The sequence below is a fragment of the Phyllobacterium pellucidum genome (genome assembly GCF_013327855.1).
Lineage (GTDB): Bacteria > Pseudomonadota > Alphaproteobacteria > Rhizobiales > Rhizobiaceae > Phyllobacterium > Phyllobacterium pellucidum.
Window position 1 is genome coordinate 127,624 of record NZ_JABUMX010000004.1, and the last position, 24,575, is coordinate 152,198.

The following is a 24,575-nucleotide window of genomic DNA, read 5'->3' on the forward strand; positions in this document are numbered from 1 at the left end:
GTGTCCAGGTTTGGTCCGTGCGGCTGCCACTTTATTGCAGCCATCGCGCGGTTCCCGGATAGTTTAGCTCATCAAGACTGCCGTCACCACACGCGACGCGAAGTCGGTATCGCAACCTGCGTTGAATACGAGCGGGTACTTGACTAGCTCCAACTTAGGGACATCTCAGCAAGCGTGGTCTCTGACGCCAAGCGTTTATTGTCGATCTCCCCGTTATCCACTTCCCCCGCCGGGGTGATTGTTGATTGGAGGTGGATCTGTACCATCAGGCTGTGCAAGGCAGAGTCCACCTCCCGACCTTGTGACCCCGAGGGCGCCGCTGGCCTCTTTGCCCGCCAGCGGCGCTCCCCGTGTTTTCCATGCACCGTACTATCTTGCTCGAGCGCCGTGTGGCGCCCTAACTTGTTCAATCCGCCTCAGCCGCATCAACAGGGCGATAAAGGCGAATATCCTGCGAAGGTGTGCAGGCAAATGTCTCACGGTAAAGCTTCGAGAACCGGCCTGGGTTGGCAAAGTGAAAGCGGGCGGCGAGCTCCCTGACCGACATTGCGTCCCCATTCTCGATGATCTTTCGAGCTGCTTCGATACGGCAATCCAGCAGCACCTTTATGGGCGTTACCCCCTTCAGCCTGCGAAACAGGCGTTGCAATGACCGGGTGTTCACCCCGGCCGCGCTGGCGATATCGGAAAGATTGATAGGCTGAAGAAGGTTGTTGCGAATGAAGTCCTCCGCGGCAGCGAACTGCTGCGTAGGACTTTTGGCCGGGACCGCGCTTGCGCTCGTAGGCGCCGGTTCATCCATTTGGCCTGAATGGGAGGGCGCGGAACCAAAGAGCAGGGCCGTGTCATCTATCATTCTTGATAACTCTTATTGAGTGTTGAAATTCGAAGTTCGGTGAAGGTACAACCAGATGTTGAAAAGGAATTAAGTAAAACGAGTGATTGTGCAAACCTTAAATCAGCCGAGCAAATTTCAAAATTCGACCTTAGATCTATACCGGAACGTACTGGGTTGACAGCTGTCAACGCCGCTCCTCGGTGACATCATGTTGACAGCTGTCAACTGACGCTCACGTTAAGTGACCCTATCGACTTCACTATTTGTAAACCACATTTCCATACAGTCAGAGCTTATATGCACCGGCTTGTAAGCGAGTACTGCAGTGTCCCAGAGCAACGACGCATTCACAACCGAGATTAAACCGCACTCTGTTTCCAGGCGCCAAATTCTGATTGGCGTCGGCTCACTTGCATTGGCGGGTGTAGGGGGCTGCACCCAAACGACTTTTGAGCTGCCCGAAATGAATATCGACCCGCTCCCCACGAGCGGTATCCGCCCGCAAATCAGCGTCGACAAATCCGTGACCGCACCCGACGTCATGTATGCGGCGGTGCAGGAAGGAACTTACTCACTTCCGGCTGTTCCCTATCAGAAAATTCCGGCGCAGTTTCGTCGCCAGATTGTTGTCGACCCGACAGGCGAGCAACCCGGCACGATCGTCGTCCGGCTGCAGGAGCGCTACCTTTATCTGGTTCAGCCAGGTGGTGACGCCATCCGCTACGGAGTCGGCATTGGCAAGGCCGGCTTCTTGTGGAGCGGTCGCGCCAACATTCAATACAAGAAGGAGTGGCCGCGGTGGACGCCGCCACGCGAAATGATCGGCCGCAAACCCGAACTTGCGAAATACGAAAATGGCATGGAGCCCGGTCCGCAGAATCCGCTGGGCGCCCGCGCACTCTACATCTACAAGGATGGCGTCGATACCGGATACCGCATCCACGGCTCGCCGGAATGGTGGTCCATTGGACAGTCGATGTCCTCTGGCTGTGTCCGCCTTATCAACCAGGACATCATCGATCTTTATAATCGTGTCCCTGGAAAAGCGACGGTCGTGGTTGGCTAACGTCGCCAAAGCGTCTAGACTTGGCATTAGACCAGCTCGTTGATTCACTCTCTTCAACATTACCGAATCGGCAACGCGCGGCTGGAAGCGAATGTGCATATAGCTTCCGCTTAACCTTTCGTTTACCATGTTTTCAATGGTTTACGATTCGGATGATTTTTCACCCTGGGATTTGCTTGCTCCGCTCGTTGCCGCAGAGGACGCTCTCGCGCGCCTCGACGACCGGCTTGGGCGAAAAGGGGACCTTGGCGAGCCGAGCGGCCGCCGCACGCGGGAAGGGCTGCTGCGGGAAAACGAAGGCTGGATAACCCGCTCTCACTTTATCGAAGCATGCAATGCCTTATGGCTCGCTGGTGAACTCGTCCACACCGAGGACCTCGTGCTTCACGATGCCCGGATGGATATTCGCACCCCAACCCACGAGTTGACCAAGGCACACGCGATCCTGCGTTGCCGGCGTCAGGTCGCGGGCAACGCCACCGGCTGGGCCCTTAGCGCAAAAGGCATTGCCGCGCTGCGTGGACGCACACTTAGCGAAGCCCCGCTCACCCCCATTGTTCCAGTTCATCGCCCGGAGCCGGTTACAGAAATTGCGAAAACCGAAGCCGAGAATGAATTCGAGGACGGCCTGGCCCGCCTCGATACATTGCTGGACCGCACGACGCGGCTTCTCGCAGAGCCCGGAAATTCCGCTTTTCCGAATCCTCCCTCCAGGCAGGGGACAGAACCGCCTCCCTCGGCGGTGACCCCGGACGGCGACCCACTCGTTTATGACCCCGATTGGGATGAAGATGCGCGACTGGATCGTTGGCTCAAGGTGTATGAACGTTCGCATGGCCTGCCGCCACTGCTTGCGGCTGCTGTGACCTGGGATGCGTGGGAACAGATCGAGCCGTTACAGCACCAGCACTGGCTTGGTCCCATGCTCGTTGCCGCCATGTTGCGCGAGCGCGGCAAGACAAAATCGCACATGGCCGCCTTGAATGCGGGTCTGCGTTCCGTCCCGCGCGAGCGGCGCCGCTCGCGCGACCGCACAACGCGCCTGCTCGCGTTTCTGGAGGCAGTCCAGACCTCCTCAACGACCGGTCTCAAGGATGTCGAACGGCTTGGACTTGCCCGCATGCAGATGGAGCGCAAACTGAAAGACCGGCGCTCCACCTCCAGCCTCCCGGGGATGATCGATCTTGTACTTTCACTCCCTATGGTTTCGACGGCTTTGATTGCCAAGGAACTCAAGCTGTCCCAGCGCGGCGCCCTCAATCTCATCGCGGAACTTGGCGTGCGCGAGATGACCGGCCGCGGGCGCTACCGCGCATGGGGACTCATCTAGCGCGCGAATATTCCCCAGAATATAGTTGATTATTTTTCTCATAAATAATAAGCCGCTCTCTACTTACAGTTGAAGGAACGGCTGATGAAGCAGACACAGGCCGAAAAAGTCTCGAAGGCATGTTTTTTGAAATGGTTGCCGGTTGGTCCATTGTTTGCCACGCTCGTATTCGCGGCTACCGTTTGCGGAACGGCACACGGACAGGAAACGGTAACCCCTCCCGAGCCCAACTTAGCGCAGCAATCGGCGCCCGCCCCGGAAACCACAAAGCCTGCTCCAACCACGCCTCTACCAACCATATCACCTGCGCCTTCAGGCGCGGTTCTGCCGATGGATGCGCCGGCTCCAACCCCGCAGGCCACGCTGCGGAATTTGCCGCACAATCTCTCACCATGGGGCATGTTCATGGCGGCCGACTGGGTCGTCAAAGGTGTGATGATCGGGCTTGGCTTTGCTTCACTCGTCACCTGGACCATATGGCTCGCTAAGACACTCGAACTTGCAGGCGCGCGTCTTCGCGCTCACCGCGCACTCCAGATCATTAACAGCGCAGCTACATTGAGCGACGCGGAAAAAGAGCTTGAGGGGAGGGGAGGGCCCGGGGCTGCTCTCGTCAATGCCGCTCGCCAGGAAGTCCGCCTGTCCGCAGATGCGAGAGAACATGCCGGCGCCGACGGTCTGAAGGAACGCGTTGCCTCGCGCCTTGCCCGTATCGAGGTGCAGGCCGGCCGGCGCATGAGCCGGGGCACTGGCGTTCTCGCCACGATCGGTTCGACTGCGCCCTTCGTCGGCCTGTTCGGGACGGTCTGGGGCATCATGAATTCTTTCATCGGCATCTCGGAATCGCAGACAACCAACCTTGCGATCGTGGCTCCGGGCATTGCTGAAGCGCTGCTGGCAACTGCGATCGGCCTTGTCGCCGCCATTCCGGCGGTTGTGATCTATAATGTGTTTGCGCGATCGATCACCGGTTACCGCCAATTGATTGCCGATGCATCGGCAGGAGTCGAACGTCTCGTCAGCCGCGACGCCGATTATGCGCTCGTTCCACAAACATCAAAGCGCGCCGCAGCGGCAGAATAGGCGGCACGACCATGGCAGGCGGCATCCGGCACAACGTCTCCGACGACGAACTTCAGGAAAACCACGAAATCAACGTGACGCCATTCATCGACGTCATGCTGGTGCTCCTGATCATCTTCATGGTCGCGGCGCCCCTCGCGACAGTAGACATCAATGTCGACCTGCCGGCCTCGACGGCGACGCCGGCGCCTCGTCCAGACCAGCCGGTCTATCTGACTTTGAAGGACGATAAATCCATAGCCATCGGCAACGACACGATGACGCGTGACTCCCTCGGCCAGTTCCTCGACCAGAAGACGACAGGCAACAAGGAGACTCGAATCTTCCTGCGCGCCGATAAGGCGGTCGACTACGGTTCACTCATGGACCTGATGAACGCGCTGCGGGACCATGGTTACCTCAAGATTGCGTTGGTGGGACTTGAAAGCGCACCTCTGGCTCCCAAAGGTGAAAGCGCACAGTGATGTCCAACGGTCCTGCCACCGCCGGGGGAGGGGGCTCGCGTCTCGATTGGCGCGAAGTTGGTCTCTGGTCGGCAGCCGGATTGGTCGTTGTCGCGCTCCACGCGGGCGGAGCCTGGTATTTGCAAAGCCGGCAAAGTGTTGAACCCGCAGGTGATATCGCGAATGCAATCATCATCGACATGGAGCCACTGCCTGCGCCGATCGTGCCTGAGCCGGTTGCACCGGACGCGCAACCAATCGAGCCCGAACCGACTGAGCCGGAAGCAGTCGAGCAGGTGGCTGCATCACCCGAAGCTCTGCCCGAAGTCCAGCCGGAACCGGAAGAGCAGGTAACGCCGGTTGAAAAGGCAGATCCCGTAGAGGAGGTGACGCCCGAACCGGTGCAGGAACAGGCCGAGGAAGTCGTGGAACTTCCCAATGTCGACGTGCCTTTACCCGTCGTCCGCCCAGAGCCGGAAAAGCCTTACACGCCGAAGAAGGAGAAGGCCGTCCGCAGGCCGGAACCGAAGACGACGGTTGCAAGGACCGAGGCTGAAACGCTCCGTCGGGCAGTGCAGCAGCCGCAGCCAGCAGCTTCGAGCGCAACGTCGGCGCGGCAGGCGGAAAAGTGGAGCTCACGGGTCCAAGCATACCTTATCCGCCGCACCCGCAGCGCCCGCACATCAGGCGAGGGAACGGTTCGCGTGAGTTTTACCGTTACGCGCGCCGGCGATATTGTTTCCGCCAGCATCGTTGGCAGTTCTGGCAATCCGACGCTCGACAAGGGCGTTCTCGATGCCGTACGGCGGGCATCACCAGTACCATCCGCTCCCGCCGATGTCACAGTATCGCGCCAAAGCTTCACCGTACCGTTTCTGATCCGCTAACCGCGCACGATCGTTTCCGCAGCCTTTTCCGCAATCATGATTGTCGGCGAATTGGTATTGCCTGAGGTGATTGTCGGCATTATCGATGCGTCCGCCACTCGCAGCCCCTTGATGCCACGGACCCGCAATTGCGGATCGACCACCGAGGCTTCATCCGCGCCCATCCGGCACGTCCCGACCGGGTGAAAGATTGTCGTGCCGACCGCACCGGCAGCTTCAATCAATTCTTCTTCCGTCTGATAGGAGGGTCCGGGCTTGAATTCCTCCGGCTGAAACCGTTGCAATGGTTTCTGCGCCACAATGTTGCGGGTGATGCGGATCGAATCGGCAGCCACATGACGATCACCCGGCGTCATCAGGTAGTTGGGTCGAATGGCGGGCTGCATCCGGTGGTCCGGCGACTTCACGTGCACGGTCCCTCGGCTTTCAGGGCGGAGATTGCATACACTTGCGGTAAAAGCCGGAAATGCGTGCACGTTCTCACCGAACTTCTCCAATGAAAGCGGTTGCACGTGATATTGCAAGTTCGGCGTGTCAAAAGACGGATCCGAACGCGTGAACACGCCGAGCTGGCTTGGCGCCATCGACATGGGACCTGACTGTCTCAGCAGATATTCCAGCGCAATCGAAGCCTTGCCCAGCAAGCGGTTGGCTTTCTCGTTGAGTGTCGGAATCCCGGTCACTTTGTAGGCGCAACGCAACTGCAAATGATCCTGCAGGTTTTCGCCCACGCTACGCCGATCGAGCACCGTCTCGATACCAGCCGCCTGGAGGGCTTCGCCCCGCCCGATACCGGAAAGCTCCAGAATATGCGGAGAGCCGACTGCGCCTGCGGCGAGAATGACTTCGCGGCGGCAATTCACTGTCCTGGCCGCGCCCTCTTGATCGAACTCGACGCCTTTGACTTCGAGCCCATCGAGAACCAGTCTGCGCACATGCGCGCCGGTCGCCACGGTGAGGTTCGGCCGCTTGAGGGCAGGGCGCAAAAACGCCTTTGCGGTATTCCACCGGACACCGCGTTTCTGGTTCACCTTGAAATAGGATGACCCTTCATTGTTGCCTCGATTGAAATCATCGGTGCGCGGAATGCCCGCGGCCTCCGCGGCATCGCGAAACGCATCGAGAATATCCCAATGGAGGCGCGCTTCCTCGACGCGCCACTCGCCTCCGGCACCATGGAATTCGTCAGCGCCCCGATAATAGTCTTCCGACTTCCTGAAATAGGGCAGCACATCGTCCCATCCCCAGCCGGTGCACCCGTCCTGCCGCCAAAGATCGTAATCGCGCGCCTGTCCGCGCATGTAGATCATGCCGTTGATCGAGGAGCAGCCGCCAAGGACCTTTCCGCGCGGATAGTTCAATATTCGTCCACTCAGGCCCGGTTCCGCCTCCGTGGAAAAGCACCAATCCGTCCGGGGGTTAGAAATGCAATAAAGGTAGCCAACCGGAATATGTATCCAGGGGTAATTGTCCTTACCGCCAGCCTCGAGGAGTAGAACCGAAATGTTCCGATCTGCCGACAAGCGATTGGCGAGCGTACAACCCGCCGTTCCCGCACCGACGATGATGTAATCATAGGTTCCGTACATTCTGATCAGTTCTCGGGTTTGCTCGCAAGCATCCTGCCGAGGCGCGAGGCATAGAGTTCGCCAATGATGCCGCGGCGGAAAACGAGGACGCAAACCATGAAGATGATGCCGGTGATGACCGTCACCGGAAACTCGGAGGTCGCAAGGTAGTTCTCCAGCGTCGCGATGAGTGCGGCGCCGAAGATAGGCCCGACGAAAGTACCAATGCCACCCAGCAATGTCATAAGCACAACTTCACCAGACATTTGCCAGCTTACATCCGTCAGTGTGGCGAACTGGAAGACAATAGCCTTGAGACCACCGGCAAGGCCTGTCAACGCCGCGGACATAACAAAGGCGGCGAGCTTATAGCGCGAGACCGAATAGCCGAGCGATATGGCGCGGTTTTCATTTTCGCGGACGGATTTGAGGATCATGCCGAAGGGCGAATTGATGATGCGCCAGATCATGAACATCCCAACCAGAAACACGCCAAGCACGAAGAAATACATGTTGAGCGGTTGTTCGAGATCGATGAACCCGAAGAGATACCCTCGTGGCACTCCCTGAATGCCGTCTTCGCCGTGGGTAAAAGACGCCTGCAAACAGAAGAAGGCAAACATCTGAGCCATCGCAAGTGTAATCATCGTCGAGTATATGCCCTGACGACGGATCGCAAGAAACCCAATGACGAGGCCGAGGGCGGTCGCACCGGCGACACCGGTGAGAATGCCGAGCTCAGGTGAAAAGCCCCATTCCTTGACCGCGTGGGCCGTAAAATAGGCCGCGCCGCCAAAAAATGCTGCGTGGCCAAAGGAAAGGATGCCGGTATAGCCGAGGAGCAAATTGAACGCACAGGCGAAGAGCGCGAAACAGAGGACCTTCATCAGGAACACGGGGTAGACATGAAACGGCGCAAATATCAAAAGGGCCACGCCGATCAGGATCAGAACCGTTTCGCGGTTGAGGCGCGTCTTTGGCGCGGATAGGGCAGCTTCGCTCATCTCACGCTTCCTTACCGAACAGCCCCGCAGGGCGCACAAGCAGCACGATTGCCATGATGACGAAGATGACGATGCTCGATGCTTCCGGATAGAAGACCTTCGTCAACCCTTCAAAAATGCCAAGCATATAACCGGTCACGATCGCCCCGAGTATCGACCCCATGCCCCCGACCACCACCACCGCGAAAACGATGATGATGATGTTCGATCCCATCAGCGGGCTGACCTGATAGATCGGCGCCGCGAGGATTCCCGCGAGCCCGGCGAGTGCGGCCCCAAGGCCATAAGTAAACGTGAGCAGCAAAGGCACATTGATGCCAAAGGCCCGGACAAGCGTCGGATTCTCCGTCGCTGCGCGCAAGTACGCGCCAAGGCGGGTCTTCTCGATCAGGAGCCAGGTGCCGAGACAGACGACGAGCGATGCGATGACCACCCACGCACGATATTTCGGCAGGAACATGAAGCCGAGGTTGACGCCGCCAGCCAGGGCATTCGGCACCGCATAGGGCTGTCCGGCGGCACCAAAATAATAGCGGAAGGTGCCTTCGATCACGAGCGCGAGGCCGAACGTGAACAACAGGCCATAGAGATGGTCGAGATTATATAGGCGCGACAGGGCAACCCGCTCGATGAAGGCCCCCGCGAGGCCGACTGCCAGGGGCGCAAGGATCAACGCCGGCCAGTAGCCGATGCCAAGCTTGGCCAGGAGCAGGTAGCCGATGAAAGCACCCAGCATATATTGGGCGCCATGAGCGAAATTGATGACGCGAAGCAGCCCGAAAATGATCGCAAGGCCGAGGCTCAACATGGCATAAAAAGAGCCATTGATTAGTCCGATCAGCAATTGCCCGAGGAACGCCTGGAGAGGAACGCCGAATATCATGGTCATCGTCAGACTCCCAAAGCTTCGTTGAGCATCGACATACGGCCGGTAAGTTCGCTGACATGGAAGTTGTCGATGATCCTGCCATGGTCGACCACGTAGAATCGGTCGGCCACCTTGCTGGCAAAACGAAAATTCTGCTCCACAAGAAGGATCGTCATGCCGCGCTGCTTGAGCGTTACCAGAACCTCGCCGATGCGCTGTACGATGACCGGCGCGAGGCCTTCTGTCGGCTCGTCCAGGAGCAACAGTTTGACGCCGGTCCGCAGGATGCGGGCAATCGCCAGCATTTGCTGTTCGCCGCCGGAAAGCTTGGTGCCGGGGCTGTTGCGCCGCTCCTTGAGGTTGGGGAAGAGTTCATAGATCTCGTTGATCGACATCCCGCCCTTGGCAACCACAGGCGGAAGGTTCAGATTCTCGTCGACGGAAAGCGTGGCAAAGATGCCGCGCTCTTCCGGTACGAAGCCAATGCCGGCATGGGCGGTGCGATGCAGCGGCACGCGCAACATATCCTTGCCATCGAACATGATGGTGCCGGTGCGCTTGCGAATGATACCCATGATGGAGCGGAGCGTCGTTGTCTTGCCGACGCCGTTGCGCCCAAGCAACGTGACCGTTTCGCCTTCGTTGATATCGAGATCGACGCCATGGAGGGCATGGCCCTCGCCATACCAGGCATTGAGGTCGCGCACGGCCAGAAGCGGCTTAGTCATGTTCGGTCCCCATATAGGCCACGCGGACACGCTCGTCCTGACTGACGGTGCGATAATCACCGGACGTCAGAATCTCGCCTCGCTGCAGAACCGTGACCTGATGACAAAGGTCGGCAACTACCTTGAGATTGTGTTCGACCATCAGGATGGCGCGATCCTTGGCCACCTCGCGAATAATGTCCGAAACTGTATGAACATCTTCGTGCCCCATGCCGGCCATCGGCTCGTCGAGCAGAAGGACCTTGGGGTCAAGCGCTAACGTCGTGGCAATTTCGAGCACGCGCTTGCGGCCATAGGAGAGATCCGCCGCCGTGCTGTTGCGTGCGTCAGTAAGACCGACAGCCTCTATCAATTCCAGCGCCCGCTCGTTGAGCCGGTTGAGCGATGTCATCGGCAGCCAAAATTGCGTCGACAGGCCGCTCGGCCGTTGCAGCGCGACGCGGACATTATCAAGCACGGTCAGATGCGGAAAAACGGCGGAGATTTGAAACGAGCGGACCAGCCCCATGCGCGCGACCTTGGCAGGGTTGGTCTTTGTGATGTCGTTGCCAAGCAGCGTGATCGTCCCGCTCGATGGTTGCAAGAATTTGGTGAGAAGGTTGAAAACCGTCGTCTTGCCCGCGCCATTCGGCCCAATCAGCGCGTGCACGCGCGCATGGTGAACGTCGAGATCGACATTGTTTACGGCGATGAAGCCGCCAAAGTCGCGACGCAGGCCACGCGCCGACAGGACAACCGACGGTCCTTGTCGTTGGTCAGCGAGGGGAGAGGAGGTTCCTCTCCCGCCCGCCGGATTGGTCTGGGTTGCGGTCATGCGTTATTTGACCAGCGGGCAGCCGCTCTCTTCCGGCTTGATGTAGGCTTCGGCTCCCGGAACGGTTGCAAGTACCTTGTAGTAGTCCCAGGGTGCCTTGCTCTCATCCGGCTTCTTGACTTCCATCAGGTAGACGTCGCTGAAGAGGCGCCCGTTCGGTCCGACCTTTGCGCCTCGGCCAAAGACGTCATCAACCGGCATTTCATGCATCGCGGCCGCCACCTTTTCCGTGTCGTCTGTGCCAGCCTTCTGAATAGCCTTCAAATATTGCGTTACGCCCGAATAGGTCGCGGCCTGGATCATGTTTGGCATACGGCCGGTCCGCTTGAAGAATTTCTGGCCGAACTCACGGGATTGATCGTCGCGGTCCCAATAGAAGCTCTCCGTCAGCGTCAGCCCCTGTGCGGCTTCAAGACCGAGACCGTGTACTTCGGCAAGGGTGAAGAGAAGCGCCGCTAGGCGCTGACCTCCGGAAACGATGCCGAATTCGGCCGCCTGCTTGATGGCATTGGCCGTATCAAGACCGGCATTGGCGAGACCGATGACCTTTGCGCCCGAGGATTGTGCCTGCAACAGGAAGGACGAGTAATCGGTCGTCGCCAAGGGGTGGCGCACTGAGCCGACAATCTTGCCGCCCTTCGACGTTACGAACTTGCTCGTCTGTTCTTCCAATGAATAGCCAAAGGCATAGTCGGCGGTGAGAAAGAACCAGGTATCGCCGCCCTGCGCCACGAGGGCGCCACCAGTACCGACAGCAAGAGCGTGCGTATCATAGGCCCAATGGAATCCATAGGGCGAGCATTGCTTGCCTGTGAGTTCGGCCGTCGCTGCCCCGGTCACGAGATCGATTTTCTTCTTTTCCTTGGAGATGCCCTGCACGGCCAGCGCCACCGACGAGGTGGTCAGCTCCATGATGGTATCGACCTGCTCGGTGTCATACCATTGGCGCGCGATATTGGAGGCAATGTCAGGCTTGTTCTGATGGTCTGCGGAAATGACTTCAATCGGTGCGTCGAGCACTTTGCCGCCAAAATCTTCGGCCGCCATCTTTGCGGCCTCGAACGACCACTTGCCACCAAAATCAGCGTAAACGCCCGACTGGTCGTTAAGGATACCGATCTTGACCTTGCCGTCCGATATCTCGGCGCTGGCCGCGGGGATGACTGTTGCGGCCATCAGAGCTGCTGTTGCAATTGCCAAAAGTCTCATTCGTAACTCCTCCCAAAGATTGTACGCTCACAGGATCATCGGGGGTGATGGACTGCTACGCGCCGAATGGTTCAATGAAAATGTCTAGGGAATACGCGCGGATTGTCCGCGTTCCCTGGTTCCGGTTCCTCCTCAATCCGCAACTTGGGGCGGACAAAATTCACCTTATGATTGCCCTGTTTCTCCCGACCGGCAACCACGCGTTTGAAAAAACTGTAACATTGACAAATAGGTACACAAACACCTATTTTTGCACAGAATAAGTACGAAAATGTACAGACCAAAGGGCCGTTTTTGCGCCAGTTCACTTGGGACGATCTCCAGTATTTCCTTGCCGTCGCTCGCACCGGTCAATTGACGACGGCCGCGCGCCGCCTGCGCACCAATCATGTGACGGTTTCGCGGCGGATCGACAGGCTCGAGGAATCGCTGTCTGCGCGTTTATTCGAACGCAATCCTCGTGGCTATGTACTGACGGCGCTCGGAGAAAAACTTGTCGAGTCGGCCGAGATCATGGAACGGGAAGCCGACCGTTTTCAAAACGAAGCCTCGGAGGGGACGGTCTCGCTGACCGGGGTTGTCCGCCTCAGCATCCTGGAAGGGTTTGCCAACTTCTTCCTGGCCGATCGCATGCCGCGCATGGCGCAGTCCTATCCTGGACTTTCCATTGAAATGGTAACCATCCAGCAGATCGTGTCGCTGTCGCGCCGCGATGCAGACCTGTCGATCACGCTTCATGCGACACGAACCGGGCCCTATTTCCAGGAAAAGCTGACGCCTTATCGACTGTTCATTTATGGATCGCGCGATTATCTAGCGCGCCATTCGCCAATCGGCGAGCAATCGGACCTCTCCAACCATCGCTTTATCGGTTACATCGAGGACATGATCTTCACGCCGGGCCTCGATTACATGCGCGAGATCCTGCCTGGTCTCCATCCAGCCTATCAAAGCTCGAGTATTTTCGCGCAACTCAGCGCCACCCGTTCGGGCTTCGGGCTCTGCATCCTGCCATACTTCATCGCATGCAAATATCCCGAGCTGGTGCCGGTCCTGCCAAAAGACCTGCATCTCAACCGGGACTATTGGATGATCTGCCACGAGGATATCGTCAGCACGCCCCGTATCCGCGCCTTGAGCGATTTCATAAAGTCCGAGGTAGAAATGCAATCAAGCGTTTTTGCCGGGGAGCCGCTTCTCGGCTGATCAGGAAAACCGCGCCGGCGACAGTTTCGGCAGGAGCGGTTCAAGCTCGGCTTCCGGCGCTTCACCGCGAATGAGCGCTGCCGCCAAAGCCGACAGGGCAGGGGACGTCTGAATTCCATAGCCCCCTTGTCCGGCGAGCCAGAAAAAACCCTCGACATCAGCGTCAAAGCCGGCGACGGGCGTACGGTCGGGCGCGAAAGTCCGCAAACCCGCCCAACTATGCTCGACGCGCGTGACTGGAACAGTTACCGCCTGTTCGAAACGGTAGAGCCCTTCCGCGAGCACCATATCGTCGGCAAAAGCGTCGTGCGGATCAACTGGTGTTTCATCGCAGGGCGAAACGAACATCCGTCCGCCGTCCGGCTTCATATACCAGGCTTCGTTCACGTCATCGACCAGGGGCCAACCGCGGGTGTCGTGGTTTTCGGGTGCGGGCAGCACTGCGATGCTGCGGCGCAACGGCGTCAGGCCAAGCGGCTTTGCACCAAAAAGCGCAGCCGTCAGATCTGCCCAGGCACCGGAGGCATTGACAATGGTTTGGGCCACGAACGTCTTGCCGCCGGCTTGAACGTGCCATTCGTCGCCGATGCGTTCCGCCCCGGCGACCTCGGACCTGGTATGGATTACAACGCCGAGAGATGCGGCCTTGCGCAACCAGCCCTGATGCAGTGCATTGACGTCGATATCCCAGGCATCGGCCTGATAGCATGCTGCAGCAATATGGTCTGCGTTGAGTATCGGCACCATTTCAACGGCACGATCGACAGAAATGATCTCGACACCGACACTGGTGCGCGCAAAGTTTTCAAGATCGGCAATGCTCGCCGCATCGGCCACGGTCAGGCAACCGCGCGGCGTAAGCAGCGGCTGCGGGAAGAGGCTCGTGTCGCGATTTTCGAACAGCGGGGCACTCACCTTATTAAGGCCCCGGATAAGGTCATTGCCATAGTTGGGTAGAAAGATTGCCGCCGACCGGCCGGTGGAATGATAGCCCGGTTGATCCTCACGCTCGATCACGGTCACGCGATGCGTCGAAGCCAGGGCAGCGGCAACGCCGATACCGGCGATCCCCGCGCCAATGACAAGAACATCCGTTTTGATTGTATCGGTCATGCTGACCCCAAATCTTCAAGGTAGGTATTGTCGGCCATGGATGCTGAAAACGCGCCGGGGTCAATATCCGCAAACATCATGCTTTCCGCGTCCTCCGGGCCTTCCGCAAGCAGACTGCCATCGGGCGCAGCGATACGCGAGCGGCCGGCAAATGTGAAGCGGCCATCATTCCCAAAATGATTGACATAAGCGACAAAAATCTGGTTCTCGAAAGCGCGCACCTGGATCATGTGATCGGTGATGAACGTGCCCGACGGTCCCCTCGGGAGAGCTGTCGGTACGAGCACCGCATCTGCGCCGGCGAGCGCCAACCGGCGGACATTTTCCGGAAACTCGACATCGTAGCAGATGAGCAGTCCCAACTTGAGACGCCCCAACTCGACGATACAGTTGTCGGGGTTTCCGGATTTAAACAGGCTGCGCTCATAGGGTCCGTAAAGATGCGATTTGCGATAGATGGCGGGCTCGCCATCCCCATTGACGAATGCCGCGCTGTTGAAGACGTGAGCACCATCGCGTTCGGCAAATCCAGCGATGATGGCCACTCCGCTTTCCGTGGAAATCTTCTGAAGCCTTTTGACCTGACTCCCTGTTGCCGGTTCCGCGAGGCTCTTGATTATATCCCCCGCGCCATAGCCGGTGACGCACAATTCAGGTGTGACCAGCAGGTCGGCACCGCCTTGCCCGGCCTCCTGCGCGGCTTGTTCGATCCGGGCAAGATTGGTGTCCACGTCACCGGGAGCCGACTGCATCTGCAATGCCGCGATCCGCATCATTTCTCCTCCGAAGCCATGGCGCCAAGCAGTTTCGGCAAGTCGCCGAATTTGGCCACCAGCGAGAAAATCACTGCCGCTGTCGCGACGAACAGGATCGTCACCGAAGCCATGGTCGGCGTATAGCCATAGCGCAAGGCGTTGAATATTTTGATCGGCAACGTTTCGAGGGTAAAACCAACCGTCATATAGGCAACGATATATTCGTTCAGCGACAGGACGAACGCGAATGCATAGCCGGATACGAGGTAGGGGCGGATCAGGGGCAGGACGACTGTGCGGAATATCGTCCGGTCGTCGGCGCCCATCGTAGCGGCGGCCTCGACGAGTGACCGGTCGATAGCGGAAAAGCCGAGCGAGAGGGTCACAAGAGGCAGCGTGACGAAGAAGATCGCATGGCCGATGACCGCGGTCCACGCCTGACCGTAGAAGCCGGTGGTTGCCCAGAACGTCAGGAACCCGAGCGCGGTAATGACAGGAGGCAGCGTGAAGGGCGCTATTCCAAGGACCTGGAAAATATTCGCCCATGGCGCAATGCGCCGCCACAAAAACCATGAGAGGGGGAGGGCGATCAGCACCGCGAGGGCTGCCGAGGTGGTCGCCAGAATGACCGAGGCTACGAGCGCGCTGCGCCACTCGGGATTGGTGAATATCTGGCCGTACCAGCTCAGCGAAAATCCTTGCGGCGGAAACGCTAGCGTCTGCTTGGCATTGACCGACACTCCGGCAACAACGATGAGCGGCATAGCCAGAAAGAGGCCTATCAGCACGAAATAGAGACGGCGCAACGCGTTGGTCATGCCTTTTCTCCCTTGCGGCCAACGAGCAGGGTGAGCGCGACGAGCCCAAGCGTCACGAGAACCAGGAATACGGCCATTGCCGCCGCAAACGGCATGTTCGACTGGTAGATCGCCTGGTCGGTAATAAGCACCGAAAGGGTCCAGTGCTGCGGACGACCCAGGATCTGCGGCAGCAGGTAGGAGCCAAGCGCAAAGATGAATACCATGATTAGCGTTGCCATGATTGTATTGCGCAGCGCAGGCACAAGCACATTGAAGAAGGCGCGAACCGGCGAAGACCCAAGCGTTCGTGCTGCTTCCATCAAAGTGGGATCAAGGCGCACGATCGCGGGATAGAGAACGAGGATCGTATAGGGCAAGGCCTGGTAGATCATGCCGGTGAGCACGGCGCCAAAACTCGGGAACAAGGCGACGGGCTGGTTGAGCAAGCCAACTGCGACGAGGAGATTGCTGAGACCACCCGTCCGCGACAGGAGCGTCGACCACGCAAAACCGATGATGACCTCTGAAAGAGACAATATCGAAAGCAGCGCGACCAGCCAAAAGACCTGCAGACGGCGCGAAAGCCGCGAGAGCAAATAAGTGAACGGCAGGGCCAGAACGACGCAACAGATGGCAACGGTAACGGCGAGCATCAGGGAGAAGCTGAGGACACCGCCGAAGAAAGGCGTCAGGAACCGCTCATAATTGGAAAGCACGAACGCCGGCGTATAGAAGCCGCCCTCCTGACGCTGGAAGAAGCTGACCGTGATCATGGTGCCGAACGGAACGACGAAGAAAATGAGCAGCATGCCTGCCGGAAAGAATAGCGGGCCGTAATCGGCAATGGATTGGGGCCGTTCCCGCTTCATTGCTTGAGCACCACGCATACATCCGGCGAAAGCGTTATGCCCACCTTCTGGCCGGCGGCGACGTCGGGCCGTTCGCGCGGCGTGGAGACAGCGATGATCTGTTGTCCGCCCGCTTCGACGAAGGTTTCGATCGTGCCGCCGAGATCGCGAACGAAGGTCACCGTCCCGTCGATCGCTCCGCTGCCGGGAGCCGTCAGATGCACGTCTTCAGGACGCACCGATATCGTTGCACGCTGCGTGCCCGCCGGCAGGGCCAGACCTTGCACACGGTGTCCGAAGATCGTAGCCGCTCCCGAACTATCGGCGGCGGTCTCGATCAGATTGGTTGATCCGATGAAATCGGCGACGAACGTATCGGCAGGTTTGCGATAGATCTCGACGGGGGAGGCGGCCTGCCTGATGTGTCCGCCGTTCATGACGACGACCGTATCGGCCATGGTCATGGCTTCGCGCTGGTCGTGGGTAACGACAATTGTGGTGATGCCAAGTTTCTGCTGCAACTGGCGCAGTTCCACCTGCATCGCTTCGCGCAGCTTGGCGTCGAGCGCCGACAGCGGCTCGTCGAGCAGGAACAGGCGCGGCGACAGCGCGAGCGCCCGTGCGATCGCGACGCGCTGGCGCTGGCCACCCGAGAGCTTCGAGACGGGACGGTCTCCATAACCAGGCAGATGGATGAGAGACAGCAATTCATCGACGCGCTTCTTCTGTTCCTCGCGCGGCTTGCCGCGGATGCGAAGCGGATAGGCAATGTTTTCCCCGACAGTCAGATGCGGGAAAAGCGCGAGCGATTGAAACACCATCCCGAGATTGCGCTTATGGGTTGGAACGTTCGTGATGTCGGCCCCGTCGAGGAGAATGGCGCCATTGGTCGGGTCCTCAAGGCCGGCAATCATGCGCAGCAAGGTCGTCTTGCCGCAACCTGAAGGCCCGAGCAGGCACACGAACGTGCCATGCGGAACCGAAAGACGCACGTTCTCGACGGCGGCGAATGTCCCAAACCGCTTGGTGACATCGTTCAATACCAGTCCGGACATCTGCCCCTCATTATCTCGATTGTTAAGCACCACCCTTCTGGCGAAGGGTGGTGCCTTTGTCTGTTCAGCCGACGATGAGTTCGGTCCACTTCTGGTTCAGCCAATCCGACTTGGTGGTGTACAGATCGTAACGGGGGATGATCGGCTCGATGTCGGACGAAACAGCGGCAAACTCCTTCTCATTGAGATCGAGCAATTCCCGCTTGACAGTCGGGGATGTGCCGACCTTTCGTGAAAGGGTCGCCTGGATCGTTGGCTGGCTCATATAGTCGATGAAGGCATGGGCTTCATCCACCTTCTTCGAGGCGCGCGACAGCGCCCAGCAGCCGGAGTCCTGAACGCCGCCTTCCTTGGGGAAGGTCGAGCGAACCGGGTGTCCTTCGGACGCAGCAAGTCCGGTGACGTCGTGATAATACTGGCCCATCGGAATTTCGCCCGACTTCAGCGACTGCTCGAACTGGGCCTCGTCGCGGTACCACAGGCGCACATTCGGTTTAACTTCGGCGAGCTTGTCGAAGGCTTTCAAAAGCCCTTCCTCAGTATCGAGCGCGTTTGTGCCACCGAAGTACGTCTTTGCTGTGATTTCCAGCAGGAACGAGTTGGAGACGAGGGCGAGAAGTCCGAGCTTGTCCGCGTTCGCCTTGTCCCAGAACGCGGCCCAGGTCGTCGGCGCTTCCTTATAGACGTCCGTGTTGGTCACGAGCGTGATGTACCAGGAAACCGCGCCGATGCCGGCAACGCCGCCATCCGGATATTTGTTGATGAAACGGTCGAGCAGATTCTTCGAATTCGGGATCTTCGCCATGTCGAGTGGGGTCCAGAGCTTCGTGGTCTGCCCCTTGAGCATCGCGACCTGCGACATCATCGAAACGTCGGCGGGTGCCGCGCCGGCCTTCGCCGCCTGTTCAAGTTGCACGAGCCAGGCCTCGCCAGTCGGCTCGGCAACAGACTCAACGGCGATACCGGTCGCCTTGGTGAACTCGGGAAAAATGTTCTTGTCGAACGAGTCCTTGAAGTAGCCGCCATAGACGCCGACCTTCAGCGACTTGTCTTGCGCCCGCAAGATCGACGGCATCGCCAAGGTACCCGCCGCCATTGCGCCGGTGGCGAGCACCACGCGGCGACTGACACCTTTTTGCAGAATATTGCTCATCATCATTCTCCTTATTTTTGCAGCCAGTACTGGCGATTTCCCACTCTTCTTATCTAGATGCGCAGCTTGCCATTCAGTGTTGGCGAGCAGCGCGAAGCTCCAATGTCTTTGTATAGCGCGTCAGCGGATAGCACAGAACAAAATAGATCAGCGCGACCAGGCCATAGACGGTGAAGGGTTCGAACGTCGCGTTGTTGATCGCATTGGAGGTGCGCACCAGTTCCTCGAACCCGATGATCGACGTCAGTGCCGTGCTCTTGATCAACTGCACGAGAAACCCGACAGTCGGCGCACGCGTGATGGCGAATGCTTGCGGCAGAATGATCAGTCGCAGCTGGGCCACATAATGCAGGCCGAGACTGCTACCCGCGTCCCATTGGCCTGTCGGTAGCGACTGGACACCGCCGCGCCAGATCTCGGCAAGAAAGGCGCTCGCGCAAAGCGTCAGTCCCAGAACCGCGGCTGTCCATGCCTCGATGCGCAGGCCAAGCAGCGGCAGCCCGAAAAACAGCAGGAAAAGCTGCATCAGCAGCGGCGTTCCCTGGAAGAGGCCGATGTAATATTCCGCGGCGCGCCGCAGCCAGCGCCGCTTGGAAATGCGCAGCAGCAAGATGGCGAGGCCTGCAATCGAGCCGCCGATAAAGGCGACGACTGACAGGAGAATGGTCCAGCGGGCAGCGAGAAGCAGGTTGCGCAATATGTCCCAGAAGGTGAACTCGATCATGCCATACCCCCCGCAATCGCGCGCCTTCCGGCAGCAAAGAGCAGTCTGCGCAGACCGATGCTCATCGCGAGGTAAACCAGCGTCACCACGAAATAGGTTTCGAACGCGCGGAAAGTGCGTGCCTGCAGCATGTCGGCCTCGTAGGTCAATTCACGCACGGCGATCTGCGACACCACAGCGGATTCCAGCATCATGATGATGATCTGGCTGGTCAGTGCCGGGAAGATGACTTTCAGCGCCTGCGGCAGGACGATCTTGACGAAAACCAGCCATGGCTGGAGGCCGAGCGCCGCCGCCGCTTCCCGCTGCCCTTTCGGAACCGCGTCAAGGCCCGCGCCGACGATTTCCGTCGTATAGGCAGTCATGTTCAAGGTCATGGCGAGCATGGCCGAAACGACCGGGTCAAGCCGGATGCCAAGCCGCGGCAAGCCAAAGAAGATGAAGAACAACTGCACGAGAAATGGCGTGTTGCGCACGATTTCGACATAAGCGGCAATGGCCTTGCGCAGTATCGCGTGACGGCTGCGCTTGGCGGCCGCCCCGAAAATGCTCAAGGTTACGCCTGCCACAGACGTCACGACGATCAGAAAGATCGTCATGGCGGCGCCACTGGCAATCATGCCAATGGCGCCATAGAGCCAGCCGAAATCGAGGGCGTAGCCCACCGTCAATCCTTGAGGTTTTCGGGATTGAGCGGCGTTTTCAGCCAGGCTTCCGAGCTCTTGTTGAGGCTGCCGTCAGAGAGCATCTTGGCGACCGTATCATTGATCGTCTGCTTCAGGCGATCTTCTTTCTTGTTGAGCGCGATGTGCGAGGGAGAGGTCAAAAGCTGGAACTTTTGCTCAGGGGCCAGTGCTTCCTGGCGGGCGAGAACCTGCGCGCCGACATCGTTGCCGACAACCATGAGTTCGGTCTGGCCCGAGATGAAGGCCTGAATGACGGCATTGTAATTGTCGAAGCGCTTGATGTCGGCCGACGCAGGAGCCGCTTTGGTCAGCGACGTATCTTCGAGCGTGCCGCGGTTGACGGCAATGGTCTTACCGGCAAGTCCATCCTTGTCTTTCACCTCGACCGCCTTCGGACCGATGACGGCGATGTAGTAGGGAGCATAGGCGGCGGCGAAATCAATGACCTGTTCGCGTTCCTTGCTGTAGCCAACGCTCATCAACAGATCGACACGGTGTTCGGTGAGATAGGGAATGCGGTTCTGTCCAGTCACTGCGACCGCATTGAGCTTCACTTTGAGCGCATCTGCAATCGCCTGCGCGACGTCCATGTCATAGCCCTTGAGCGACATGTCCGCGCTCGCCGACGAAAAGGGCGGGAAGTCGGCGAAGACGCCGATGTTGACGACGCCCGCCTTGGTGATGTCGTCGACTGCATCGGCCTTGGCCGCTTGTGTGGCAAGGCCGAAACCGGCACTGCCGATGAGCAGCAGCGCCGCAAATGATGATCGCAGCTTGGTATGAATTGTCATCGTATTCCCCTTCATTGTTGTTGTTGTGTGTTGGTCTTCCAAAAATGCCGAGGCGCCAGTCGGCGCCTCGTACTTGATGCTGTCGTCGTCAGCGCTTTCCCTGGACGAACGGGCTGAACACCATGAGCGACAGGATCTCGAAGAGTACCTGTGCGCCGGCGTGCGCGGTGTTGGTTGTCGCATCGTATTGGGGAGCCACCTCGACGACATCGCCGCCGACAAGGTTGAGCCCTTTTAGCCCGCGCAGGAGTTCGAGTACTTCGCGGGTCGTCAGGCCGCCGACTTCCGGTGTTCCGGTGCCCGGCGCGAAACTTGGATCGAGGCTGTCCACATCGAAGGACAGGTAGGTCGGTCCATCGCCCACGATCGCCTTTGCCTTTTCGATAATCGCCTGGATGCCGAGACCACTTACCTCCTCGGCATGAATGACAGTCATGCCGGATTCGTACGAAAACTCCCACAGATATTCGGCCGAACCGCGAATGCCGATCTGGATGGTTCGGCTCGGATCGAGCACGCCATCGAGAACCGCGTTGCGGAAGGGGCCGCCGTGATGGAACTTGGTCTGGTCGAAAGCGCCACCCGTATCGCAATGGGCATCGATGTGGATCATTCCGACCGGGCGGTCCTTGCCGACAGCCTTAAGGATCGGATGGGTAATCGAATGGTCGCCGCCGATGGAAAGCGGAACCACGCCGGCATCAACAATCTGGTTGATCCGCCGCTCGATATCGACATGGCTCTGTTCGAGGCGGTAGCGGCTGGCAAATGGCACATCGCCGATGTCGGCCACGCGCAGATCAAAGACCGGCGAGCATTCGAGAACATGATTATAAGGACCGATGCGCTCGATTGTTCGCAAAGCGCGGGGACCAAAGCGCGATCCGGTGCGGTTGGTAACACCGAGATCCATCGGTACGCCTACCATGGCCACCTGCAAATTGCCGAAATCGGGATTTGCTGCGTCGACCGGCATGTGCGGCGCGGTCAGAAAGGTCGGAACGCCCGCATAGGGTGCAAGACGCGTACCGCTCTTGGAGAAAATCTTGTCCGCGACTTTGCGGAATTTTGCGTCGAACAGCTCGCCGCCGTGGCTTTCACCATATTTGGCGCGCAGTTCGTCGAGTTTGTTCTTGTCCCATGATGCCATGATCGTGTCCCATAGTCTTCATGCTCGGGGCGATCGGCGCGGATTCGCTTTGTCGATTTCAGGATATCCGCTGGTCTGTGTTCCCCGGGCATTTTGCCTCTTTCAATGCATTATCGATCTAAACCAGATGGAAAAGCAATTGACATTGTTATAGCATGGCCTGTGAAAATATCTCACATGACTTTCCCGCGGTTGAGCGCTAATGGAGTTCTATGACGCCTGGTCGCCTGCCCCCGCTCAACCCACTGCGCGCCTTCGAGGCGGCGGCGCGGCATGGGTCTGTTACGGCGGCAGCGCGGGAGTTGAACGTTACCCACGGCGCGATCAGCCACCAGATCAAAGCATTGGAGACAACGCTCGACGTCCAGTTGTTCGAGCGCGGTGCGCAGCGGCTGAAATTGACCTCGCAAGGCGCACTGCTTTTGCCGACGGTCTCGAAGGCTTTCGAAGATATTGCCGCGACGACGGCGCTGATCAAGCGGCCGACCACAAGCGGCGAACTGACAGTGACCTGCGTTCCCGCATTGCTCTCGCTGTGGTTGATACCGCGTATGAACCAGTTCACGGAGCAGTATCCAGACATAAGACTGACGCTGATCGCGTCGAACGATTCCGATCATCTGTTTTCGTCGGACGTGGATGTCTGCGTGCTCTATGGCCATGGGAGCTGGACCGACTGCTGGTCCCGCCTGTGGACTACGCTCAAACTTTTTCCCGTAGCGAGCCCGACACTCCTCAACATGCGTCCGCTCCGATCCGTGCGTGATCTGCGCAATCATGTTCTCCTGCATGGCGATGACGGGCGCGAGTGGAATACCTGGCTTGCTGCTGCCGACGCCACCGAGCATGCGCGGGGCGCGCAGCATTTCATGAGCGATGCGCGCCTGTCGACCGAGGCCGCGGTCTACGGGCAGGGGGTGGCGCTCGGCGATACGATCACCGCAAGCACGCTCATTGCCAAGGGCGAACTCATCGTGCCTTTCGACCTCACAGTTCCGGCCAACAACGCTTTTTATGTCGCCTGTCGCAACGAGGTTCGCAACGCCCCGATCGTCAAGGTGTTTATCGATTGGCTCTTCGCTTCGCTGGAGCAAGATACCATAACCGAACCGCAAACATCGGCCCGCCGGATTATCCGCCGCCGCAGCGGCAAGGTGAGCGCGCCGGAGCGACTGGTCGAATTACCCATTCCGGCAACGCGCCCGCGACGCCCCGAGCGCTCGCAGAAGCGCCGGGCCAAACTTGATACACGATAGGAACGACCATGCCAGTTGCCCCACTCAACCTGCTCATAACGCGTCTCTCGCCCCCGCCAATTCCAGCCGTGCAGTCCTGGGGCAAGTCCTATGACGGCGCCCTTGGGCCGCTGATCGATCTCTCGCAGGCGGTTCCCGGCTATCCGCCGCACCCTGCCATGCTGCAATGGCTCGGCGAGGCAGCCGCATCCCTTGCTTATACCAATTACGGCGCGATCGAAGGCGAGCCTGCGCTCCGTGACGCTTACGCCGCGCATGTGGCAGAGCTTTATGGCGCCAGAATTGGGGCCGAGAATATTCATATCACCTCCGGCTGCAATCAGGCCTTCATGTGCGCTGCCATGGCCGTGGCTGCTGCGGGTGACACCATTTTGGTAAGCAACCCCTATTACTTCAATCACGAGACGACGCTGGCGATGCTCGGCATTAAAGCGGAACTTGTCGCGTGCCATGCGAGCGAAGGCTTCGTGCCGACGGTCGAAGCCCTCATCGACGCAATCGTACCCGGCGTCCGCGCACTCGCGCTGGTGACCCCAAACAACCCGACCGGTGCGATCTATCCGCCAGACCGGCTGAAAGCCCTCTTCGACGCGTGCAAGCGCAACGGCATCTGGCTTATTCTCGACGAAACCTACCGCGACTTTCTTCCGGAGCACTATGGCGCACCGCATGGGCTCCTTCGCGAAGAGCATTGGCCGGACCACCTGATCCAGCTCTACAGTTTTTCAAAATCGTTCTGCATCCCTGGCCACCGCCTTGGCGCCGTTACGGCAAGCCCGCGCGTCGTCGAGGAAATCGCCAAGATCATGGACAATCTGCAAATCTGCGCGCCGCGGGCGGCGCAGGGTGCGGTCGCACAGGCGTTGCCGGCACTTGCGGAATGGCGGGCCGGCAATCGCCACGAAATCGAAGTGCGCTCGCAGGCCCTGCGCGATGTCATGGCCGGGCTCGACGACTGGAAGCTTGAGGCGATCGGCGCCTACTTCGCCTTCGTGCGCCATCCATTCCAAGGCAGATCATCAACCGAAGTCGCCGAGCACCTCGCAAAGCGCGCCGGCATCCTTGCTATTCCAGGACAGTATTTCGGCGAAGGGCAGGATCAGTTCCTGCGCTTCGCCTTTGCCAATGCCAATGCGGCGACGATCGGCCAGTTGCACGGCAGAATGCACGGCTTCAGCATCTGACGCACTTGCAAACCGT

Annotated in this window: 25 protein-coding genes; 8 read left to right on the top strand and 17 right to left on the bottom strand. The window is 58.9% G+C overall.

The window, feature by feature from the left end; translation table 11 throughout:
• Nucleotides 1-406: 406 nt before the first annotated feature.
• Nucleotides 407-856: a helix-turn-helix transcriptional regulator gene (locus HQ945_RS17205; RefSeq protein ID WP_113281311.1), complete on the bottom strand. Its 450-nt coding sequence runs from the start codon at nt 854-856 to the stop codon at nt 407-409.
• A gap of 340 nt (nt 857-1,196) precedes the next feature.
• Between HQ945_RS17205 and HQ945_RS17210 the strand changes: the two genes are divergently transcribed.
• The 5 genes from HQ945_RS17210 (at nt 1,197) to HQ945_RS17230 (ending at nt 5,647) form a co-directional block, all read left to right on the top strand.
• Nucleotides 1,197-1,904, top strand: a complete 708-nt coding sequence (locus tag HQ945_RS17210) for a L,D-transpeptidase family protein (RefSeq protein ID WP_174208372.1) — start codon at nt 1,197-1,199, stop codon at nt 1,902-1,904.
• A 136-nt stretch (nt 1,905-2,040) separates the two neighbouring features.
• Nucleotides 2,041-3,234, top strand: a complete 1,194-nt coding sequence (locus HQ945_RS17215; protein ID WP_113281419.1) for an RHE_PE00001 family protein — start codon at nt 2,041-2,043, stop codon at nt 3,232-3,234.
• A gap of 84 nt (nt 3,235-3,318) precedes the next feature.
• On the top strand, nt 3,319-4,317 hold the full coding sequence (exbB, locus tag HQ945_RS17220; protein WP_113281313.1) for a tonB-system energizer ExbB: 999 nt from the start codon (nt 3,319-3,321) through the stop codon (nt 4,315-4,317).
• Between the two features lie 11 nt (nt 4,318-4,328).
• On the top strand, nt 4,329-4,781 hold the full coding sequence (exbD, locus tag HQ945_RS17225; RefSeq protein ID WP_027232164.1) for a TonB system transport protein ExbD: 453 nt from the start codon (nt 4,329-4,331) through the stop codon (nt 4,779-4,781).
• A complete protein-coding gene (locus HQ945_RS17230) occupies nt 4,781-5,647 on the top strand; it encodes an energy transducer TonB (RefSeq protein ID WP_113281314.1) in 867 nt (288 codons plus the stop codon). The genes exbD and HQ945_RS17230 overlap by 1 nt, the downstream gene beginning before the upstream one ends.
• Here HQ945_RS17230 and HQ945_RS17235 read toward each other — a convergent pair.
• From HQ945_RS17235 to HQ945_RS17260, 6 genes are read right to left on the bottom strand one after another with little or no spacing between them, the layout of a single operon-like run.
• Nucleotides 5,644-7,236, bottom strand: a complete 1,593-nt coding sequence (locus HQ945_RS17235; protein ID WP_113281315.1) for a GMC family oxidoreductase — start codon at nt 7,234-7,236, stop codon at nt 5,644-5,646. The genes HQ945_RS17230 and HQ945_RS17235 overlap by 4 nt on opposite strands.
• Before the next feature lie 5 nt (nt 7,237-7,241).
• On the bottom strand, nt 7,242-8,219 hold the full coding sequence (locus HQ945_RS17240; RefSeq protein ID WP_113281316.1) for a branched-chain amino acid ABC transporter permease: 978 nt from the start codon (nt 8,217-8,219) through the stop codon (nt 7,242-7,244).
• A 1-nt stretch (nt 8,220) separates the two neighbouring features.
• Nucleotides 8,221-9,108 (bottom strand): branched-chain amino acid ABC transporter permease, encoded by an 888-nt coding sequence (locus tag HQ945_RS17245; protein WP_027232168.1) that lies wholly within the window; start codon nt 9,106-9,108, stop codon nt 8,221-8,223.
• 2 nt (nt 9,109-9,110) lie between these two features.
• Complete coding sequence (locus tag HQ945_RS17250; protein ID WP_113281317.1) at nt 9,111-9,815, bottom strand: ABC transporter ATP-binding protein; 705 nt, start codon at nt 9,813-9,815, stop codon at nt 9,111-9,113.
• Nucleotides 9,808-10,629, bottom strand: coding sequence for an ABC transporter ATP-binding protein (locus HQ945_RS17255; protein WP_207719715.1), 822 nt, complete (start codon nt 10,627-10,629; stop codon nt 9,808-9,810). The genes HQ945_RS17250 and HQ945_RS17255 overlap by 8 nt, the downstream gene beginning before the upstream one ends.
• Nucleotides 10,630-10,632: 3 nt before the next feature.
• The gene (locus HQ945_RS17260) at nt 10,633-11,838 is read right to left on the bottom strand and encodes an ABC transporter substrate-binding protein (protein ID WP_091951006.1); all 1,206 of its coding nucleotides are present in this window, start codon (nt 11,836-11,838) and stop codon (nt 10,633-10,635) included.
• A 294-nt stretch (nt 11,839-12,132) separates the two neighbouring features.
• Here HQ945_RS17260 and HQ945_RS17265 point away from each other — a divergent pair, with 294 nt between their 5' ends.
• Nucleotides 12,133-13,044, top strand: coding sequence for a LysR family transcriptional regulator (locus HQ945_RS17265; protein WP_113281319.1), 912 nt, complete (start codon nt 12,133-12,135; stop codon nt 13,042-13,044).
• On the opposite strand, the gene HQ945_RS17270 is transcribed toward HQ945_RS17265, so the two are convergent.
• The 10 genes from HQ945_RS17270 to speB all read right to left on the bottom strand — a co-directional run bounded on the left by HQ945_RS17270 (nt 13,045) and on the right by speB (nt 22,119).
• On the bottom strand, nt 13,045-14,157 hold the full coding sequence (locus HQ945_RS17270; RefSeq protein WP_113281320.1) for an NAD(P)/FAD-dependent oxidoreductase: 1,113 nt from the start codon (nt 14,155-14,157) through the stop codon (nt 13,045-13,047). It abuts the gene before it with no gap.
• On the bottom strand, nt 14,154-14,933 hold the full coding sequence (locus HQ945_RS17275) for a carbon-nitrogen hydrolase family protein (protein ID WP_113281321.1): 780 nt from the start codon (nt 14,931-14,933) through the stop codon (nt 14,154-14,156). Before HQ945_RS17275 ends, HQ945_RS17270 begins: the two co-directional genes overlap by 4 nt.
• Entirely contained in the window at nt 14,930-15,730 is an 801-nt protein-coding gene (locus tag HQ945_RS17280; RefSeq protein WP_027232175.1) for an ABC transporter permease, read from the bottom strand. The genes HQ945_RS17275 and HQ945_RS17280 overlap by 4 nt, the downstream gene beginning before the upstream one ends.
• Nucleotides 15,727-16,581, bottom strand: coding sequence for an ABC transporter permease (locus HQ945_RS17285; RefSeq protein WP_027232176.1), 855 nt, complete (start codon nt 16,579-16,581; stop codon nt 15,727-15,729). Before HQ945_RS17285 ends, HQ945_RS17280 begins: the two co-directional genes overlap by 4 nt.
• Entirely contained in the window at nt 16,578-17,615 is a 1,038-nt protein-coding gene (locus tag HQ945_RS17290; protein ID WP_113281322.1) for an ABC transporter ATP-binding protein, read from the bottom strand. The genes HQ945_RS17285 and HQ945_RS17290 overlap by 4 nt, the downstream gene beginning before the upstream one ends.
• 64 nt (nt 17,616-17,679) lie before the next feature.
• Nucleotides 17,680-18,768, bottom strand: a complete 1,089-nt coding sequence (locus HQ945_RS17295; RefSeq protein WP_036814645.1) for an ABC transporter substrate-binding protein — start codon at nt 18,766-18,768, stop codon at nt 17,680-17,682.
• Between the two features lie 73 nt (nt 18,769-18,841).
• Complete coding sequence (locus tag HQ945_RS17300; RefSeq protein ID WP_027232179.1) at nt 18,842-19,492, bottom strand: amino acid ABC transporter permease; 651 nt, start codon at nt 19,490-19,492, stop codon at nt 18,842-18,844.
• Entirely contained in the window at nt 19,489-20,157 is a 669-nt protein-coding gene (locus HQ945_RS17305) for an amino acid ABC transporter permease (RefSeq protein WP_162737231.1), read from the bottom strand. The genes HQ945_RS17300 and HQ945_RS17305 overlap by 4 nt, the downstream gene beginning before the upstream one ends.
• Nucleotides 20,158-20,159: 2 nt before the next feature.
• Nucleotides 20,160-20,969, bottom strand: a complete 810-nt coding sequence (locus HQ945_RS17310) for a transporter substrate-binding domain-containing protein (protein WP_174208332.1) — start codon at nt 20,967-20,969, stop codon at nt 20,160-20,162.
• Nucleotides 20,970-21,057: 88 nt separating this feature from the next.
• On the bottom strand, nt 21,058-22,119 hold the full coding sequence (gene speB / locus HQ945_RS17315; protein WP_027232182.1) for an agmatinase: 1,062 nt from the start codon (nt 22,117-22,119) through the stop codon (nt 21,058-21,060).
• A gap of 212 nt (nt 22,120-22,331) precedes the next feature.
• Between speB and gcvA the strand changes: the two genes are divergently transcribed.
• Together gcvA and HQ945_RS17325 are read left to right on the top strand one after the other, a co-directional pair.
• Entirely contained in the window at nt 22,332-23,375 is a 1,044-nt protein-coding gene (gene gcvA, locus HQ945_RS17320; RefSeq protein WP_113281323.1) for a transcriptional regulator GcvA, read from the top strand.
• Nucleotides 23,376-23,383: 8 nt separating this feature from the next.
• The gene (locus HQ945_RS17325) at nt 23,384-24,559 is read left to right on the top strand and encodes an aminotransferase (protein WP_113281324.1); all 1,176 of its coding nucleotides are present in this window, start codon (nt 23,384-23,386) and stop codon (nt 24,557-24,559) included.
• Nucleotides 24,560-24,575 lie beyond the last annotated feature (16 nt).

Bases quoted from the DNA above. Each gene is read 5' to 3' on its own strand.
- exbD (WP_027232164.1), top strand. From the start codon at position 4,329: ATGGCAGGCGGCATCCGGCACAACGTCTCCGACGACGAACTTCAGGAA.
- HQ945_RS17275 (WP_113281321.1), bottom strand. From the start codon at position 14,933: ATGATGCGGATCGCGGCATTGCAGATGCAGTCGGCTCCCGGTGACGTG.
- HQ945_RS17295 (WP_036814645.1), bottom strand. From the start codon at position 18,768: ATGAGCAATATTCTGCAAAAAGGTGTCAGTCGCCGCGTGGTGCTCGCC.
- HQ945_RS17270 (WP_113281320.1), bottom strand. From the start codon at position 14,157: ATGACCGATACAATCAAAACGGATGTTCTTGTCATTGGCGCGGGGATC.
- HQ945_RS17285 (WP_027232176.1), bottom strand. From the start codon at position 16,581: ATGAAGCGGGAACGGCCCCAATCCATTGCCGATTACGGCCCGCTATTC.
- HQ945_RS17205 (WP_113281311.1), bottom strand. From the start codon at position 856: ATGATAGATGACACGGCCCTGCTCTTTGGTTCCGCGCCCTCCCATTCA.
- HQ945_RS17245 (WP_027232168.1), bottom strand. From the start codon at position 9,108: ATGACCATGATATTCGGCGTTCCTCTCCAGGCGTTCCTCGGGCAATTG.
- HQ945_RS17250 (WP_113281317.1), bottom strand. From the start codon at position 9,815: ATGACTAAGCCGCTTCTGGCCGTGCGCGACCTCAATGCCTGGTATGGC.
- HQ945_RS17260 (WP_091951006.1), bottom strand. From the start codon at position 11,838: ATGAGACTTTTGGCAATTGCAACAGCAGCTCTGATGGCCGCAACAGTC.
- HQ945_RS17290 (WP_113281322.1), bottom strand. From the start codon at position 17,615: ATGTCCGGACTGGTATTGAACGATGTCACCAAGCGGTTTGGGACATTC.
- HQ945_RS17300 (WP_027232179.1), bottom strand. From the start codon at position 19,492: ATGATCGAGTTCACCTTCTGGGACATATTGCGCAACCTGCTTCTCGCT.
- speB (WP_027232182.1), bottom strand. From the start codon at position 22,119: ATGGCATCATGGGACAAGAACAAACTCGACGAACTGCGCGCCAAATAT.
- HQ945_RS17215 (WP_113281419.1), top strand. From the start codon at position 2,041: ATGGTTTACGATTCGGATGATTTTTCACCCTGGGATTTGCTTGCTCCG.
- HQ945_RS17255 (WP_207719715.1), bottom strand. From the start codon at position 10,629: ATGACCGCAACCCAGACCAATCCGGCGGGCGGGAGAGGAACCTCCTCT.
- HQ945_RS17235 (WP_113281315.1), bottom strand. From the start codon at position 7,236: ATGTACGGAACCTATGATTACATCATCGTCGGTGCGGGAACGGCGGGT.
- HQ945_RS17310 (WP_174208332.1), bottom strand. From the start codon at position 20,969: ATGACAATTCATACCAAGCTGCGATCATCATTTGCGGCGCTGCTGCTC.
- HQ945_RS17325 (WP_113281324.1), top strand. From the start codon at position 23,384: ATGCCAGTTGCCCCACTCAACCTGCTCATAACGCGTCTCTCGCCCCCG.
- HQ945_RS17280 (WP_027232175.1), bottom strand. From the start codon at position 15,730: ATGACCAACGCGTTGCGCCGTCTCTATTTCGTGCTGATAGGCCTCTTT.
- HQ945_RS17240 (WP_113281316.1), bottom strand. From the start codon at position 8,219: ATGAGCGAAGCTGCCCTATCCGCGCCAAAGACGCGCCTCAACCGCGAA.
- exbB (WP_113281313.1), top strand. From the start codon at position 3,319: ATGAAGCAGACACAGGCCGAAAAAGTCTCGAAGGCATGTTTTTTGAAA.
- HQ945_RS17230 (WP_113281314.1), top strand. From the start codon at position 4,781: ATGTCCAACGGTCCTGCCACCGCCGGGGGAGGGGGCTCGCGTCTCGAT.
- gcvA (WP_113281323.1), top strand. From the start codon at position 22,332: ATGACGCCTGGTCGCCTGCCCCCGCTCAACCCACTGCGCGCCTTCGAG.